The sequence below is a fragment of the Nocardia sp. CA-136227 genome (assembly GCF_050955695.1).
Classification (GTDB): domain Bacteria; phylum Actinomycetota; class Actinomycetes; order Mycobacteriales; family Mycobacteriaceae; genus Nocardia.
This window is the reverse complement of sequence record NZ_CP192081.1, coordinates 4,104,968-4,118,839: the sequence shown is the minus strand read 5'-3', so window position 1 is coordinate 4,118,839 and position 13,872 is coordinate 4,104,968. Positions and strand designations below refer to the sequence as shown.

The window sequence follows — 13,872 nt, the reverse complement described above, 5'->3', positions numbered from 1 at the left end:
GTAGCTCGGGGAGAGAGCTTCGTCCGACTCGACGGTACCGGGCCGTCCGCCCGCACCGGACCGATGCCAGGCGTTTCAGCCGTTCAGCCGCTCCAGCAGCCGCAACGCCGCGTCCCGCATGCCGTCGACGGAGTCGGTGACGTAGAGCAGGTCGATGAAGAAGTCGTCGAATCCGGTATCGGCCGCGACCGTTTCGACGGTCTGCGCCACCTGCTCGAGATCGGTGCCCGCCGCCACGTTCACCCGCAGCACCGTCCCGATGGCAGCCGGATCACGACCCGCCGCCACCGCCGCGTCGTCGATCATCCCCCGCAGAGCCAGCAGCTGCTTGCCCCATCCGGGCGGACCCGGCACCGGAACCACCGGCAGCCACCCGTCCCCGCGCCGCCCGATGCGGGCCAACGCGGCCGGATTGAACGCGCCCAGGTGAATCGGGGGCCGCCGCACCGGCTTCAACTCGCTGCGATGCTCGGGCACCGACACGAACCGGCCCTCGTACCCGGCCGGGTCGCTGGACCAGATGGCCTCGAGCGCGTCCAGGGTCTCGTCCAGCCGCGCCCCGCGCTGCGCGAACGGCACACCCGCGGCCGCGTACTCCTCCGGCGACCACCCGATCCCGAATCCGGGAATCAGCCGCCCCTGACTCACCACATCGATCGTGGTCAGCGACCGCGCCAGCAGCGCGGGCCGATACATCGGCGCGATCAGCACATTCGCGCCCAACCGCACCCGCTCGGTCACCGCCGCCGCGATCCCCAGCACCAGGAACGGATCCAGCACCGCGTTGAACTCGTCGGGAATCCGGTCGGTCCCGCCGTACCCGACCGACGGGTTGGTCGCGGCGATGAGCCGGTCACCCACCCACAAACTGTCGGCGCCCGCCTCCTCCAACGCCGTCGCGTACTGCGCGATCCGTGCGCCCTCCCGGGCCTGGGCACCGAACTGTGGAAGCGAGAAACCAATTTTCACTCCTCCGGTGATACCAGACAGGATGGGAGCGTGGGTGAACACAAGGACCGCATGCTCGCCGGCGAGCTCTACCGCGACAACGACCCCGAACTCGTCGCCGAACGCCGCCGCTGCCAAGAACTGCTCGACACCTTCAACGCCACCCGCGCCGGGGAGGACGCACAACGGCGCGCCGTACTCGAACAACTGCTCGGCGCCATCGGCGAGGGCTCCTGGATCATGCCGCGCTTCCAATGCGACTACGGCCACCTGATCCGGCTGGGCCGCAACAGCTTCCTCAACTACGACGCCATCATCCTCGACTGCGCCCCGGTCACCATCGGCGACGACGTCTCCATCGGCCCGCGCGCCCAACTGCTCACCGCCCTGCACCCCATGGACGACCACGAACTGCGCCGCGCCCGCTGGGAAACCGCCGCACCCATCAGCATCGGCGACAACGCGTGGCTCGGCGGCGGAGTCATCGTCTGCCCGGGCGTGACCATCGGCGCCAACACCGTCGTCGGCGCGGGCAGCGTCGTCACCCGCGACCTGCCCGCCAAGGTGTTCGCCGCGGGCAACCCGGCCCGCGTCATCCGCGAACTGTGAGCATTACCCGCGGGGTAATGGCTTGGCGTGGTTGATCGTTCGTAGGATCGGAGGATGGCGACACCCACCGCTGGCGACCTGCTGCGACACTGGCGCACCGCGCGCCGGCTCAGCCAGCTCGAACTCGCCGGCCGCGCGGACACCTCCACCCGGCACCTGAGCTTCATCGAAACCGGCCGCGCCACCCCCAGCCGCCACATGCTGCTGCACCTGTCCGACGAACTCGACATCCCGCTGCGCGAACGCAACCGGATGCTGCTCGCCGCCGGATACGCCCCCGTGTACGCCGAACCCGAACTCGACACCCCCGCCATGCGCCCCATCCGCGACGCCGTCCGGCAGATCCTCACCGGCCTCGAACCCCACCCCGCCCTCGCCATCGACGCCGCCTGGACCATGATCGACGCCAATGCCGGGATCGCCCTGTTCCTCGACGGACTCGACCCGGCGCTGCTGCGCCCACCGGTGAACGCCCTGCGACTGACCCTGCACCCCGACGGCCTCGCGGGCAGCATCATCAACCTCGCCGAATGGCGCGGCCACCTGTTCGAACGGCTGCAACGCCAGATCGACGTCACCGGATCACCCGAACTCACCGACCTGCTCGACGAAATGCGCACCTACCCCGGCGGCGAGGACGGCCCCGGCCTGCCCGAACCCGACCAGGCCGTGGTGCCGCTGCGGATGCGGCTCGACGGACACGAACTCGCCTTCCTCAGCGCCACCACGGTTTTCGGCACACCCATGAACGTGACCGTCGCCGAACTCGCCATCGAAGCGTTCCTGCCCGCCGACGCCGCCACCGCGGCCCTGCTCCGGGAACGACTCACTCCATCCGACTAGTCGGTCCGCGCGGGTGGTCCGATACCGCACAATGAGGATCCATGGACGTGCCCGCGCACCTCGCCCACCTCACCGGCACCCCCGTCGCGCACCTGCACCCACTCGGCCACAGCCACGCCTGGACCCTCCACCGCGCCGACATGACCGACGGACGAGAACTGTTCGTCAAAGCCGTCGACGACAACGACCCGGGCATCGACGGAATCTTGACCGCCGAAGCCGCCGGGCTGCACTGGCTCGCCACCGGGCACGCCGGCCTCGTCCCCACCGTCGTCGCCGCCGACGAACGCATGCTCGTCCTGCCCTGGCAGCCACCACAACCCGCCGACCCCGCAGCCGCCGAACACCTCGGACACGACCTCGCCACCCTGCACACGACCCACCCCGAGACATTCGGAGCGCCCTGGCCCGGATACATCGCGACCCTGCCCCTGGACAACACACCCGGCACAGGGGAGTGGGGAACCTGGTACGCCGAACACCGCCTGGCCCCCTACCTCCCCGCCGCCGCCCCCGAACTCGGCCGCGACGGCCAACGCCTGATCGAACGCGTCATGGAGCGCATCACCGACCTCGCCGGACCACCCGAACCACCCGCCCGCCTGCACGGAGACCTCTGGTCCGGAAACATCCTGTGGTCGGCCGGCCGCGCACTGCTCATCGACCCGGCCGCACACGGCGGACACCGGGAGACGGACCTCGCCATGCTCGCCCTGTTCGGCGCGCCCTACCTCGACCGCATCCTCGGCGCGTACCAGGACGCCGCACCCCTGAGTTCGGGCTGGCGGCAACGGGTCCCACTGCACCAGCTGCATCCCCTGCTGGTGCACGTGGTGCTCTTCGGCGGGTCCTATCGCGGGATGCTGCTCGCCGCCGCGGCCTCAGCCCTCGCGGGCTGACGTCTCAGCTCTCGCGGATCGGTCAGGCACCGACCACGGGAGCCAGGACCTGCTCGCACCACGCACGGAACGTCGTCGGGCTCGCGGCCGCCTCCGCGCGCGGCACACCATCATCGAGACCCTCGTTCTTGGCACGCATCATGTCCACGAACGCGGTCGCCATCGCCTCACTCACCCCACGCGCGATCTGCACGGCGTGAGCCTGCTCCAGAGACTGACGCTCGTACCGCACCGACCGGCCGAGCACCTCGGACACGATGTGCGCCATATCGTTCGGCGACAGATCCTCCGGCCCCAGCAACGCCACCTCCCCGGCGCCCGACCAGGAACGGTCCAGCAGCAGACCCGCGGCCGCCGCCGCGATATCACGCGTCGCCACCGTCGGGGCCTTGCGATCGGCCGGCACCGTGCCGGTGAACACCCCGTCCTCGCGGATCGAGTTCGCCTGCCACACCAGGTTGTCCATGAACGACGGGTTGGCCAGCGCCCGATACGCCACACCCGAACCCGCGATGAGGTCGTCCATCGCCAGCGACGCCGTCACATGCCCGGCACGACCCGCCACCGCAGTCCCGCGTCCGAGCGCGGACACACCCACCACATGCCCGACCCCGTGCGCGGTGAACGCCTTCGCCGCGGCCTGGGTGAACCCGGAGAACGCGGCATCCAGACTCGCCCCGGCGGGATCCGGCGGAACCAGCCAGAAGACCGCGTCGGCACCGGCGAACGCCCGATCCACCACATCGGGATCACCGTGCGACCCGGTGACGACATCGACCCGGGACCGGACCGACTCCGGCAACTTCGCCGGATCACGCACGATCACACGTAATTCATCGGTGCGAGAAGAGGTTTCGAGGAGTATCTGCAACAACTGGCCACCGATGTGCCCGGTGGGAGCGGTAAGAACGATCATGCTTCGAGTCTCGTGACCGGCCGTCGCGACGTCCAAGACCCTTTCCAGCAATTGATACCGTGAGGGTATGGATCTGGACCTGCGCAAGCTCCGCTACTTCGCCGCCGTAGCCGAGCACCGCAACTTCGGCCGCGCCGCGCAACAGCTCTACATCGCCCAACCCGTCCTCAGCCGCCAGATCAAGGCCTTCGAACGCGAACTCGACTGCACCCTGCTCATCCGCACCACCCGCAGCGTCGAACTCACCGCCGCCGGCCACCAGCTCTACGAGGAAGCCCAAGGCATCCTCGCCGCCGTCGACGCCGCCCTCCGCCGCGTCCACAACGCCGACCGCGGCGTCCGCCGCCTCGTCGTCGCCTTCTCCGTCGGACTCCACGTCTCCGAGATCCTCCGCGACTTCTCCACCCGCCACCCCGACGTCGAAACCGACGTCGTGCCTGCCCGCTGGTGGGAACGCGACGCACCCCTGCGCGACGGTCGCGCCCAGATCGCCTACCTCCGGCGGCCTTTCGACGAAACCGGCCTCCGCGTCATCCCCATCGGCCACGACCCCGGCGTCGCCTGCCTCCCCGCCGCCCACCGCCTCGCCGCGCGCCCCGAACTCACCCTCGCCGACCTCGACGGCGAACGCATGCTCGACGTCGCCGCCCGCCGAACCCCCACCCTCGAGGAGAAATTCGAACTCATCGCCTCCGGCCACGGCCTCCTCATCGTTCCGCGCAGCGTCGCCCGCGCCTACGTCCGCCCCGACCTCGTCCACCGCCCCGTCGCCGACGCTCCCGGCTCCGAAACCTGTCTGGCCGTCGCCGCCGACCCGGCCAAACTCGTCCGCGAATTCCTCGACCTCGCCATTCCCGCCTTGCGAAATGGTGTGCGCTAGCGTTGCGGAGGTGCAGCTGCTGCGAATTCACCACGTCGCGATCATCGCGTCGGATTACGAGAAGTCGAAGTCCTTTTACACCGAAATTCTCGGCCTGCGGATTCTCGCGGAGAATTATCGGGCTGAAAGGCGCTCGTACAAGCTGGATCTCGCCCTGCCGGATGGCGGGCAGCTGGAACTGTTCTCGTTTCCGGAGCCGCCGCCACGCCCCTCGCGCCCCGAGGCGGCCGGCCTGCGGCACCTGGCGTTCGTGGTGCCGAATGTGGGGGAGGCCCTGGCCGAGCTGCGGGGGAGGGGAGTGGCCGTGGAGGAGGAGCGGGTCGACGAGTACACGGGGAAGCGGTTCGCGTTCTTCGCCGATCCCGACGGACTGCCGCTCGAACTGTACGAAGCATGAGGTTGGATCCCGGCCCCGCCGGGACCTTCTAACTCGACCATTAGGAAATGGAACTATGCGCATCTACGCATGTAGCTCCGTTTCGAACCACCTCCGGTACGCACTACCGCGCGCACCTTCCTGACCACACCCATCACCAGCGAACCTCGAAGAGGGGAGCGGGTATTCGATGCCGCTCGGTCGCTGGATTGGGCGCTCCCATACGATGGGCAACATGACCAAAGTGCTCCTGAAGACCTCCGCCGGGGACATCACCCTGGAACTGGACGACGCCAAGGCACCGAAGACCGTTGCCAACTTCGTCGACTACGTGAAGTCGGGCCACTACGCGGACACCGTGTTCCACCGCGTGATCCCGAACTTCATGATTCAGGGTGGCGGCCTGACTGCGAACATGCAGCAGAAGCCGGCCCCGCAGACGGTCGAGAACGAGGCCGCCAACGGCCTGAAGAATGACAAGTACACCGTCGCCATGGCGCGCACCTCGGCCCCGCATTCGGCCAGCGCGCAGTTCTTCATCAACACCAGCAACAACGGTTTCCTGAACTACCCGGGCCAGGACGGCTTCGGGTACGCGGTGTTCGGCAAGGTCGTCGACGGCGAGGCCGTCGTGGACGCCATCGAGGGTGTGCAGACCGGCAACAAGTCCGGCCACCAGGATGTCCCGGTCGAGGCCATCACCATCCTGTCCGCCGAGCTGGTCTGACCTACTCGCGACAATTCAACGAACGGCCCGGAACCTGATGGTTCCGGGCCGTTGTCTTTGCCGCGTACGAGGTTTGGCTCAGGCGTCCAGGACGCGGTGTTTGCGTTCCACCACGGGCGGCTGTACCGACCAGGGGAAGTTGATCCATTTGTCGGTGCGTTTCCACACGTATTCGCAGTCCACTTCGGAATGCGGCTTCTGGTAGATGACCGCGCAGCGGACCTCGGCGACGTGGTCGGAGCAGAAGTCGCGCACCAGTTTCAGCGTCTTACCGGTGTCGGCCACGTCGTCGGCGACCAGCACGGTGGCGCCGGTCAGGTCGACGGCGCTGGGCACGGGCGGCAGCATGACCGGCAGGTCCAGGCGCTGGTCGACGCCGGTGTAGAACTCGACGTTCATGACGTGGAGGTTCTTGACGTCGAGGGCGTAGCCGAGGGAGCCGGCGACGAAGAGCCCGCCGCGGGCGATGGAGAGGATGAGGTCGGGTTCGAAGCCGTCGTCGGCGATGAGCTGGGCCAGTTCCCGGCCGGCGTTTCCGAACAGTTCCCAGCTCAGTTCTTCGCGATCGCTCATGCTCGACTCCGTTCTGGCCGCTGCGGTGGTCTTCGTGATCATACGAGCCGGGGTCAGGGCTGGTGGGTGATCGTGTACCAGAGCAGGGCGAGGGTGGCGAGGGCGAACAGCGGTACCAGCACCATGGTTTCGACCTTGTTGCCGGTGCGGTCGATGATCGGGACGCGGGTGCGGAGTTTGAGCGGCCACAGTAGCCGGCAGCCGCGGTCGGTGAGGCAGTCGCCGATCAGGTGGGCGAGAGCCCCGAGGCCGACGGAGAACGGCAGCCAGAGCGGTTTGTCGCTGATCCAGTGGTCGATGGCGAAGGTGCCGCAGACGGCGAGGATGACGACGGTGCCCCAGGATTTGAGGCCGTCGCCGCTGGGGGCCAGGCCCAGCGCCTTGACCGCGAGAGCGAGCAGGAAGAACACGAGGGCGAGGGTGAAGTTGCGGCCGAGCAGGTGTTCCCCGGCCCAGGTGCCGTAGGTGACGGCGGCGACGAAGGCGAAGGAGTGGGTGCCGTGGCGGTGCCCGCCGGAGATCCACGAGATGAACTTGCACGCGTAGTGCGAGACCGGCCCGAGCACATGGGAAATGGTTCCCGAGGGGTGGTCGGCGTCGGGGAGCAGCGCCGCGCCCGCGGTGAGGAAGGTGCCCATCACCAGATCGACGGAGCCGATGGCCCCGGATTGCACTGCGGGATAGGTCAAGACGGTGAGCGGCAGCGCCGCGGCAGCCGCCGACCAGGCGAGCGCGCCGCTGGTCGCATGTGAATGTCCTAGCACCACTTGAAGGTTAACGTACGGGTTCGAATCCCTTTTCAGGGCAGCCGGTTTGGTTTTCGGGGTGTGTTCCGGATCGCTTTCGGGTGACCCGGGTGCAGGGGGTGGCGGGCCTCCAATAGTCTCGGATCGATTGCGCTTTCCGTTCAGAGAGGATCGGACATGTCGGTAGCGTCCGCGGTGAAGGATCAGATTCAGCAGATCGGCGGGGGATTCATGTTCTCCCGGGAGGCCCGATCCTTCGCCGAGAGCACCGGTGTCCCCGGCTTCCTGCCGGGCTATACGCGTGGCCGCGGCGGTGTGCTGGGTGATGTGGACGCGGACGTGGTGACCGCGGCGTTCGGGTTCTTCCGTCCCGATGCCATCCGGCAGGCGTGGGAGTCGACCGCGGGGATGACGGCGGAGGCGGGCGCGGCGGGCTATCTGAAGGCCTGCCAGGACTTCGGCCGCCGCAAGCTGGCCGACTTCGATGATTCGGGCCGGCTGGCGGAGCTACTGCTACCGGTGGTGGCCGCGGCGAATCCGGCGGGTGTGCCGTTGTTCGCCGGGTGGCGGGCGCTGCCGCTGGCGGAGGACGCGCCGGGCCTGGTGCTGCAGCTGATCCACATTCTGCGGGAGCTGCGCGGCGGCTTGCATCTGATCGGCGTGCTGGGCAGCGGTCTGACCCCGCTGCAGGCGGTTCTGATCGCGGGCTCGCCGTTGAAGCCGGGTCCGGATCAGGCGCGCAATTTCGGCTGGCCGGAGCCGTTCGACGAGATCACCGCGGAGTTGAAGGGCCGCTGGATGCAGGCCGAGCAGATCACCGAGGATCTGATCGCGCCCGCGTTCGCGGTGCTGGACGACAAGCAGGGCGACGAGCTGGCGGCGCTGCTCACCTCGTGTCACGCCACGGTGTTCGGCAGCCGCTGATCGAGATCCGGGTGGGCTGGTCGCGGCCCACCCGGTGGTCCTGTTCAGCGATGCAGGAATTCGAGGGTGACGCGTTCGAAGGCTTCCTTGGCCTCGTACATCACCCAGTGCCCGCACTTGGGGAAGACGTGCAGTTCGGCGTTGGGGATCTGTCGCAGGGGGATGAGGGCCATGTCGGTGGGGCATTGGCGGTCGTCGCCGCCCCAGGTCATGAGGACCGGGCTCTTGATCTTGTGCAGCATGGACCAGTAGGGCGGGGTGGGGGAGTTTTCCAGGAACTGCTGTTGCAGCGCAAGCGCTTCCGACCCGTACATGGCCTTCAGGCTGGCTTGCGCCGCCGGATCGGTGGCGGCGGCCCAGCGCTCCTCGACGAGGTCGTCGGTGATCATCTTGGGGTCGTAGATCATGCAGCGCAGCCACCGCATGAGTCCTTCGCGCGAGGGGGCGTCGGCGAATTCGGACAGCAGCCGGGTGCCTTCACTGGGAGTCATGGCGAGCAGGCTCTGTCCGACGCCGCCGATGGCGATGATCTTCTCGACCCGTTGCGGGTGCGCCATGGCGACATTGAAGGCGACGACGCCGCCCATGGAGTTGCCGATCATGGCCGCGGAGTCGAGGTCCAGGGCGTCCATGAAGCGGATGACGGCGTCGACGGCGGTGAGCACGGGGTGTCCGGGGACCGGGTCGCTGACGCCGAATCCGGGGAATTCCAGGACGTAGCAATGGAAGTGGTCGGCGTAGAAGCCCAGGTTGTTGCGGAAGTTCCGCCACCCGTTGACGCCGATCCCGGATCCGTGGAGCAGCAGTAGGGGAGGGCCGTCTCCGGCTTCGTGGTAGCGCAGAACGCCTTTGTCCGTGGCGATTTCGCGTCGGGTGTTCTCGTATGTGACATCCACTCCACCACGATAGAACAGGTTTCACTGTTATGTCACCGATATGTCGGCAAAAGATTTATAGTCGCATGCAGACATGCGTATGCGTCACTGTCCACTCGAAAGATCGTGGCCGACAACCCCGGCCACGACAGGGCAGGCCCGCTGGCATGATCGAGGTTCCACGGCGAAAGGGGAGGGCATGCCCACGGGAACGATCGGCCGAATCCAGCGGCTGCGCAGTCTGATCGAGCATCCGCGCACCGGTGCGGCCGAACGCGCGGCCGCGCAACGCATGCTGGATCGGATACTGGCCAAGACCAGTCGGTCCGCCGCGCGCCCGGGGGAGCGCAGTTACGGTGCGCGCCACGCGCGTCCGGGTCGACACGCGAGCCTGTCGCGCATCGCGGAGATGATCACCGAGGACATCGCGGTGCTGAACGCTGTGCACGATGCTCCGGACCAGCTCACCTACGCGGTGGAAGCTCCTGCCGAGACAGGCATTCTGATCACGGTCGGCGCTGTGCCCCGCGAGTGGGCCACCGACGCTGACGGTTTCGACTCCGCGGCCTTGCGCGCCCTGGTCGATGAACTCACCGATCTGATGAACGCCTACAACCACGAGGGCACCGATGTGGCGCGCCGTTTCGTCGGCCGCGTCCGCACCCAAGTAGTCGACTGACCGATCCCCGAGACGCGCGATGCCCCCGAACCGGACGGTTCGGGGGCATCGTCTCAACCGGTCACACCGGCCGGATCAACCTCAGGCGAGGTCGAAGCGGTCCAGTTCCATGACCTTCGTCCAGGCCGCGACGAAGTCCTTGGCGAACTTCTCCTTGGAGTCGTCCTCGGCGTACACCTCGGCCAGGGCCCGCAGCTGCGAGTTGGAGCCGAAGGCGAGGTCGACACGGGAGGCGGTCCACACGGTCTTGCCGGTGGCGCGGTCGGTGCCGACGTAGCTGCTGTCCTCGGAGTCGGCCGGAGCCCACTTGGTGGACATGTCGAGCAGGTTCACGAAGAAGTCGGTCGAGAGCACGCCCGGCTTGTCGGTGAACACACCCAGCTGCGAACCGGAGTGGTTGGCGCCCAGGACGCGCAGACCACCCACGAGCACGGTCATCTCCGGCGCGGACAGGGTCAGCAGGTTGGCCTTGTCGAGCAGCAGGTACTCCGCGGGGACGCGGGTGCCCTTGCCGACCCAGTTGCGGAAGCCGTCGGCGGCCGGCTCGAGCGCGGCGAAGGACTCCACGTCGGTCAGCTCCTGGGTGGCGTCGGCGCGGCCAGCGCGGAACGGCACCTCGACGTCGAAACCGCCTGCCTGCGCGGCCTTCTCGACACCGGCGTTACCGGCCAGCACGACCAGGTCGGCGAAGGACACCGGCTTGCCGAAGTCGGCCTGGATGCCTTCGAGGACGCGGACCACCTGGGCCAGCTCGTCGGGCTGGTTGACCTCCCAGCCGGCCTGCGGCTGCAGGCGGATGCGGCCGCCGTTGACGCCGCCGCGCATGTCGGAGCCACGGTAGGACGAGGCCGCGGCCCACGCGGTGGAGACCAGCTGCGCCACGGTCAGGCCCGAGTCGAGGATCTTGGCCTTGAGGGCCTTGGCGTCGGCGTCGGAGATGAGCTCGTGGTCGACGGCCGGGATCGGGTCCTGCCACAGCAGGGTCTCCTCGGGCACCTCGGGACCGAGGTAGCGGACCTTGGGGCCCATGTCGCGGTGGATGAGCTTGTACCAGGCCTTGGCGAAGGCGTCGGCGAGCTCTTCGGGGTGCTCGAGCCAGCGGCGGGTGATCTGCTCGTAGACCGGGTCGATGCGCAGCGACAGGTCGGTGGTGAGCATCGTCGGCAGCTTGGCCGGGCCGTCGAAGGCGTCAGGGATGATCGCTTCGGCGTTCTTGGCGACCCACTGGTTGGCGCCGGCGGGGGAGGCCGACAGTTCCCACTCGTAACCGTAGAGCGTCTCGAGGAAGGTGTTGTCCCACTTGGTCGGGGTGGGGGTCCAGGTGACCTCGATGCCGGAGGTGATGGCGTCCTTGCCGACGCCGGTGCCGTAGCTGGACACCCAGCCCAGGCCCTGCTCCTCGAGCGGTGCGGCTTCGGGCTCGGCGCCGACGTGGTCGGCGGGGCCCGCGCCGTGGGTCTTGCCGAAGGTGTGGCCGCCGACGATCAGTGCGGCGGTCTCCTCGTCGTTCATCGCCATCCGGGCGAAGGTCTCGCGGATGTCGACCGCGGCGGCCATCGGGTCCGGGTTGGCGTTGGGGCCTTCAGGGTTGACGTAGATCAGACCCATCTGGACCGCGGCGAGCGGGTTCTCCAAGTCGCGCTTGCCGGTGTAGCGGGCGTCGCCGAGCCATTCGGTCTCCGGCCCCCAGTACACGTCCTCTTCGGGCTCCCACTGGTCGACGCGGCCGCCGCCGAAGCCGAAGGTCGGGAGGCCCATGTCCTCGATGGCGACGTTGCCGGCGTAGACGATGAGGTCGGCCCACGACAGCTTCTTGCCGTACTTCTTCTTGACCGGCCACAGCAGGCGGCGGGCTTTGTCGAGGGAGGCGTTGTCGGGCCAGGAGTTCAGGGGCGCGAAGCGCTGCATGCCAGCTCCGGCGCCGCCGCGGCCGTCGTGGATGCGGTAGGTCCCGGCGGCGTGCCAGGACATGCGGATGAAGAAGGGGCCGTAGTGACCGAAGTCGGCGGGCCACCAGTCCTGCGAGGTGTGCATGACCTCGACGATGTCGGCCTTGACGGCGGCCAGGTCGAGGGTCTTGAACTCGGCGGCGTAGTCGAAGCCCTCGTCCATGGGGTTGGCGACGGCCGGGTTCTTCTGCAGGATCTTCAGGTTCAGCTGGTTGGGCCACCACTGACGGTTGGCGTTACCGCCCTCGGCCGGGTCGGAATTCCGGTCGTGCAAGACGGGGCAGCCACCGGCGGCGGGTTCGGTATTGGCTTCACCGATGGGCGGGGTTTCAGGCACGGTGTGTCGTCCTTCCATGGATGTGATCTTGTTGTCGACCACGAGTGTGGCCGCTACTTGTTTTGTGTGGCAGCGGTTTTGGAGCATTCGGGGCACAAACCCCAGTAGATGACCTCGGCTTCGTCGAGCGCGAAGCCGTTGGTGTCGGAGGCGGTGAGGCAGGGGGCCTCGCCGACGGCGCAGTCCACGTCCGCGATGACGCCGCAGGTGCGGCACACGACGTGGTGGTGGTTGTCACCGACGCGGGTTTCGTAGAGCGCGACCGATCCCATGGGTTGGATTCGGCGGATCAGCCCCGCGGTGGTCAGGGCTTTGAGTACGTCGTACACGGCCTGGTGGGACACCCCGCCCAGGGTTTCGCGGACGAAGCCGAGGATGGTGTCGGTGTCGGAGTGGGGGTGGTCGTGCACAGCGGTCAGTACCGCGAGCCGCGGTGCGGTCACACGCAGAGCGGCCCCGCGCAACATGCGCTCGAAATCGGTGGACGTGGGCACAGCACGAAGTCTGCCCCTTTTTCTGGAATCAATCAAGTATTGGTTTCGGCGTGTGGGGGAATTCCCGGGGAAGCGGCCGATCTGAGGGCCTGTTCCAGACAGTAGGTGATTTTGTGGCCGGGGAGGGTGAACGATGTCCACGCGCGTCGTGCGGCGGTGGCGGGGGAGAAGCACCCCGTTCGGCCCCATCTTTTGGGGGCACAAAAAGATCAGGTGCCTGTTAACGGTTTCGCGAAGCGCACCCGGATCAGGGGTTTTCGCGGCAGTCTACGACGAACCACGTTGACCCACAGGCGATTCCACGGATTCCCTGCCCGAAGCCCCGTAACGGCCGCTCCGACCCCACTGATGTGGACCATGCATGTCTTTGGTCGGGTTTCGCATCTGGAGGTTTCTCATGGGAATCAAGTCACTGGTTGTCGCCGCACTCGCCGCGGGGGTCGCTCTCGGCACCACCGCCTGCGACCCGTCCGACACACCCAAGCCACTGCCCACCACGGCCCCCGCCGGCCAGACCACCCAACCCACCGCCCAACCGGGCCAGCCGGGTCAACCCACCCAACCGGGCCAGCCCACCCAGCCCGGCGGCAACACCCCCGGAACCACCGACGCCCCGGCCCCGACGACCGGAGCCCCGGCAGGGGACCCCACCACAACGGCCCCCACCGGCACCGCGAAATGCACAACGTCCCAACTGATCCTGGACAAGGGCCATGGCGGCCAGATCGGCGGAACCTGGTTCCTGAAGTTCATCAACAAGAGCTCCACGCCCTGCACCCTCGAAGGCTTCCCCGGCGTCTCCCAGACCAACGGCCCCCAGGGCGACCCGGTCGGCGAGCCCGCCGAACGAGACAAGGGCCCCCAGGCTCCGACGCCCACCTTGGTCACCCTGACCGCCAACGGCGGCGCCGCCCAGTTCGAATTCATCAGCTACCCCAAGCAGGTCAACGACTGCGCCGCCCTCCGCTCCAACACCCTGCGCGTCTACCCGCCCGACAACACCGAATCCCTGTCCCTGCCCTGGGACAACCTGATCTGCCCGAGCCCCCAGCGCATGCTCGTCGTCCGCGCGATCACGCCGATGTAGTAGGGGAGAG

At 68.0% G+C, this 13,872-nt stretch carries 16 protein-coding genes; 9 read left to right on the top strand and 7 right to left on the bottom strand.

Going from position 1 to position 13,872, the window contains the following annotated elements:
- Nucleotides 1–75: 75 nt before the first annotated feature.
- A complete protein-coding gene (locus tag ACQP06_RS18995; RefSeq protein ID WP_433665876.1) occupies nucleotides 76–969 on the bottom strand; it encodes a TIGR03619 family F420-dependent LLM class oxidoreductase in 894 nt (297 codons plus the stop codon).
- Between the two features lie 30 nt (nucleotides 970–999).
- On the opposite strand from ACQP06_RS18995, the gene ACQP06_RS18990 reads away from it, so the two are divergent.
- The 3 genes from ACQP06_RS18990 to ACQP06_RS18980 are packed head-to-tail and all read left to right on the top strand — an operon-like array spanning nucleotide 1,000 to nucleotide 3,299.
- Nucleotides 1,000–1,557: a sugar O-acetyltransferase gene (locus ACQP06_RS18990; RefSeq protein WP_433665875.1), complete on the top strand. Its 558-nt coding sequence runs from the start codon at nucleotides 1,000–1,002 to the stop codon at nucleotides 1,555–1,557.
- A gap of 54 nt (nucleotides 1,558–1,611) precedes the next feature.
- The gene (locus ACQP06_RS18985; protein WP_433665874.1) at nucleotides 1,612–2,400 is read left to right on the top strand and encodes a helix-turn-helix domain-containing protein; all 789 of its coding nucleotides are present in this window, start codon (nucleotides 1,612–1,614) and stop codon (nucleotides 2,398–2,400) included.
- Nucleotides 2,401–2,441: 41 nt separating this feature from the next.
- Nucleotides 2,442–3,299 carry a fructosamine kinase family protein gene (locus tag ACQP06_RS18980; protein ID WP_433665873.1) on the top strand — a complete coding sequence of 286 codons (858 nt, stop codon included), beginning with the start codon at nucleotides 2,442–2,444 and terminating at the stop codon, nucleotides 3,297–3,299.
- A 22-nt stretch (nucleotides 3,300–3,321) separates the two neighbouring features.
- Here ACQP06_RS18980 and ACQP06_RS18975 read toward each other — a convergent pair whose 3' ends face one another.
- Complete coding sequence (locus ACQP06_RS18975) at nucleotides 3,322–4,215, bottom strand: NAD(P)H-binding protein (protein WP_433665872.1); 894 nt, start codon at nucleotides 4,213–4,215, stop codon at nucleotides 3,322–3,324.
- Nucleotides 4,216–4,282: 67 nt separating this feature from the next.
- Here ACQP06_RS18975 and ACQP06_RS18970 point away from each other — a divergent pair, with 67 nt between their 5' ends.
- The 3 genes from ACQP06_RS18970 (at nucleotide 4,283) to ACQP06_RS18960 (ending at nucleotide 6,198) form a co-directional block, all read left to right on the top strand.
- Entirely contained in the window at nucleotides 4,283–5,095 is an 813-nt protein-coding gene (locus ACQP06_RS18970) for a LysR family transcriptional regulator (RefSeq protein WP_433665871.1), read from the top strand.
- Between the two features lie 10 nt (nucleotides 5,096–5,105).
- Complete coding sequence (gloA2, locus tag ACQP06_RS18965) at nucleotides 5,106–5,492, top strand: SMU1112c/YaeR family gloxylase I-like metalloprotein (RefSeq protein WP_433665870.1); 387 nt, start codon at nucleotides 5,106–5,108, stop codon at nucleotides 5,490–5,492.
- 214 nt (nucleotides 5,493–5,706) lie between these two features.
- Nucleotides 5,707–6,198, top strand: coding sequence for a peptidylprolyl isomerase (locus ACQP06_RS18960; RefSeq protein WP_357085817.1), 492 nt, complete (start codon nucleotides 5,707–5,709; stop codon nucleotides 6,196–6,198).
- 78 nt (nucleotides 6,199–6,276) lie between these two features.
- On the opposite strand, the gene ACQP06_RS18955 is transcribed toward ACQP06_RS18960, so the two are convergent.
- Together ACQP06_RS18955 and ACQP06_RS18950 are read right to left on the bottom strand one after the other, a co-directional pair.
- Nucleotides 6,277–6,771, bottom strand: a complete 495-nt coding sequence (locus tag ACQP06_RS18955) for a phosphoribosyltransferase (RefSeq protein WP_433590296.1) — start codon at nucleotides 6,769–6,771, stop codon at nucleotides 6,277–6,279.
- A 53-nt stretch (nucleotides 6,772–6,824) separates the two neighbouring features.
- Nucleotides 6,825–7,535, bottom strand: a complete 711-nt coding sequence (locus ACQP06_RS18950; protein WP_379099898.1) for a metal-dependent hydrolase — start codon at nucleotides 7,533–7,535, stop codon at nucleotides 6,825–6,827.
- A 159-nt stretch (nucleotides 7,536–7,694) separates the two neighbouring features.
- On the opposite strand from ACQP06_RS18950, the gene ACQP06_RS18945 reads away from it, so the two are divergent.
- Nucleotides 7,695–8,441 (top strand): SCO6745 family protein, encoded by a 747-nt coding sequence (locus tag ACQP06_RS18945; RefSeq protein ID WP_433665869.1) that lies wholly within the window; start codon nucleotides 7,695–7,697, stop codon nucleotides 8,439–8,441.
- 44 nt (nucleotides 8,442–8,485) lie between these two features.
- On the opposite strand, the gene ACQP06_RS18940 is transcribed toward ACQP06_RS18945, so the two are convergent.
- Complete coding sequence (locus ACQP06_RS18940; RefSeq protein ID WP_433665868.1) at nucleotides 8,486–9,337, bottom strand: alpha/beta fold hydrolase; 852 nt, start codon at nucleotides 9,335–9,337, stop codon at nucleotides 8,486–8,488.
- Nucleotides 9,338–9,515: 178 nt separating this feature from the next.
- On the opposite strand from ACQP06_RS18940, the gene ACQP06_RS18935 reads away from it, so the two are divergent.
- Nucleotides 9,516–9,995, top strand: coding sequence for a DUF7504 family protein (locus ACQP06_RS18935; protein ID WP_433665867.1), 480 nt, complete (start codon nucleotides 9,516–9,518; stop codon nucleotides 9,993–9,995).
- Between the two features lie 81 nt (nucleotides 9,996–10,076).
- On the opposite strand, the gene katG is transcribed toward ACQP06_RS18935, so the two are convergent.
- Nucleotides 10,077–12,299, bottom strand: a complete 2,223-nt coding sequence (katG, locus tag ACQP06_RS18930; RefSeq protein WP_433665866.1) for a catalase/peroxidase HPI — start codon at nucleotides 12,297–12,299, stop codon at nucleotides 10,077–10,079.
- A 35-nt stretch (nucleotides 12,300–12,334) separates the two neighbouring features.
- Nucleotides 12,335–12,748, bottom strand: a complete 414-nt coding sequence (locus tag ACQP06_RS18925) for a Fur family transcriptional regulator (RefSeq protein WP_379100286.1) — start codon at nucleotides 12,746–12,748, stop codon at nucleotides 12,335–12,337.
- A 424-nt stretch (nucleotides 12,749–13,172) separates the two neighbouring features.
- Here ACQP06_RS18925 and ACQP06_RS18920 point away from each other — a divergent pair, with 424 nt between their 5' ends.
- Nucleotides 13,173–13,862, top strand: a complete 690-nt coding sequence (locus ACQP06_RS18920) for a DUF4232 domain-containing protein (protein ID WP_433665865.1) — start codon at nucleotides 13,173–13,175, stop codon at nucleotides 13,860–13,862.
- Nucleotides 13,863–13,872 lie beyond the last annotated feature (10 nt).

Coding starts and splice junctions, on each gene's coding strand:
- ACQP06_RS18985 (WP_433665874.1), top strand. CDS start 1,612: ATGGCGACACCCACCGCTGGCGACCTGCTGCGACACTGGCGCACCGCG.
- ACQP06_RS18980 (WP_433665873.1), top strand. CDS start 2,442: ATGGACGTGCCCGCGCACCTCGCCCACCTCACCGGCACCCCCGTCGCG.
- ACQP06_RS18975 (WP_433665872.1), bottom strand. CDS start 4,215: ATGATCGTTCTTACCGCTCCCACCGGGCACATCGGTGGCCAGTTGTTG.
- ACQP06_RS18970 (WP_433665871.1), top strand. CDS start 4,283: ATGGATCTGGACCTGCGCAAGCTCCGCTACTTCGCCGCCGTAGCCGAG.
- ACQP06_RS18960 (WP_357085817.1), top strand. CDS start 5,707: ATGACCAAAGTGCTCCTGAAGACCTCCGCCGGGGACATCACCCTGGAA.
- ACQP06_RS18955 (WP_433590296.1), bottom strand. CDS start 6,771: ATGAGCGATCGCGAAGAACTGAGCTGGGAACTGTTCGGAAACGCCGGC.
- ACQP06_RS18945 (WP_433665869.1), top strand. CDS start 7,695: ATGTCGGTAGCGTCCGCGGTGAAGGATCAGATTCAGCAGATCGGCGGG.
- ACQP06_RS18935 (WP_433665867.1), top strand. CDS start 9,516: ATGCCCACGGGAACGATCGGCCGAATCCAGCGGCTGCGCAGTCTGATC.
- katG (WP_433665866.1), bottom strand. CDS start 12,299: ATGGAAGGACGACACACCGTGCCTGAAACCCCGCCCATCGGTGAAGCC.
- ACQP06_RS18925 (WP_379100286.1), bottom strand. CDS start 12,748: ATGTTGCGCGGGGCCGCTCTGCGTGTGACCGCACCGCGGCTCGCGGTA.
- ACQP06_RS18920 (WP_433665865.1), top strand. CDS start 13,173: ATGGGAATCAAGTCACTGGTTGTCGCCGCACTCGCCGCGGGGGTCGCT.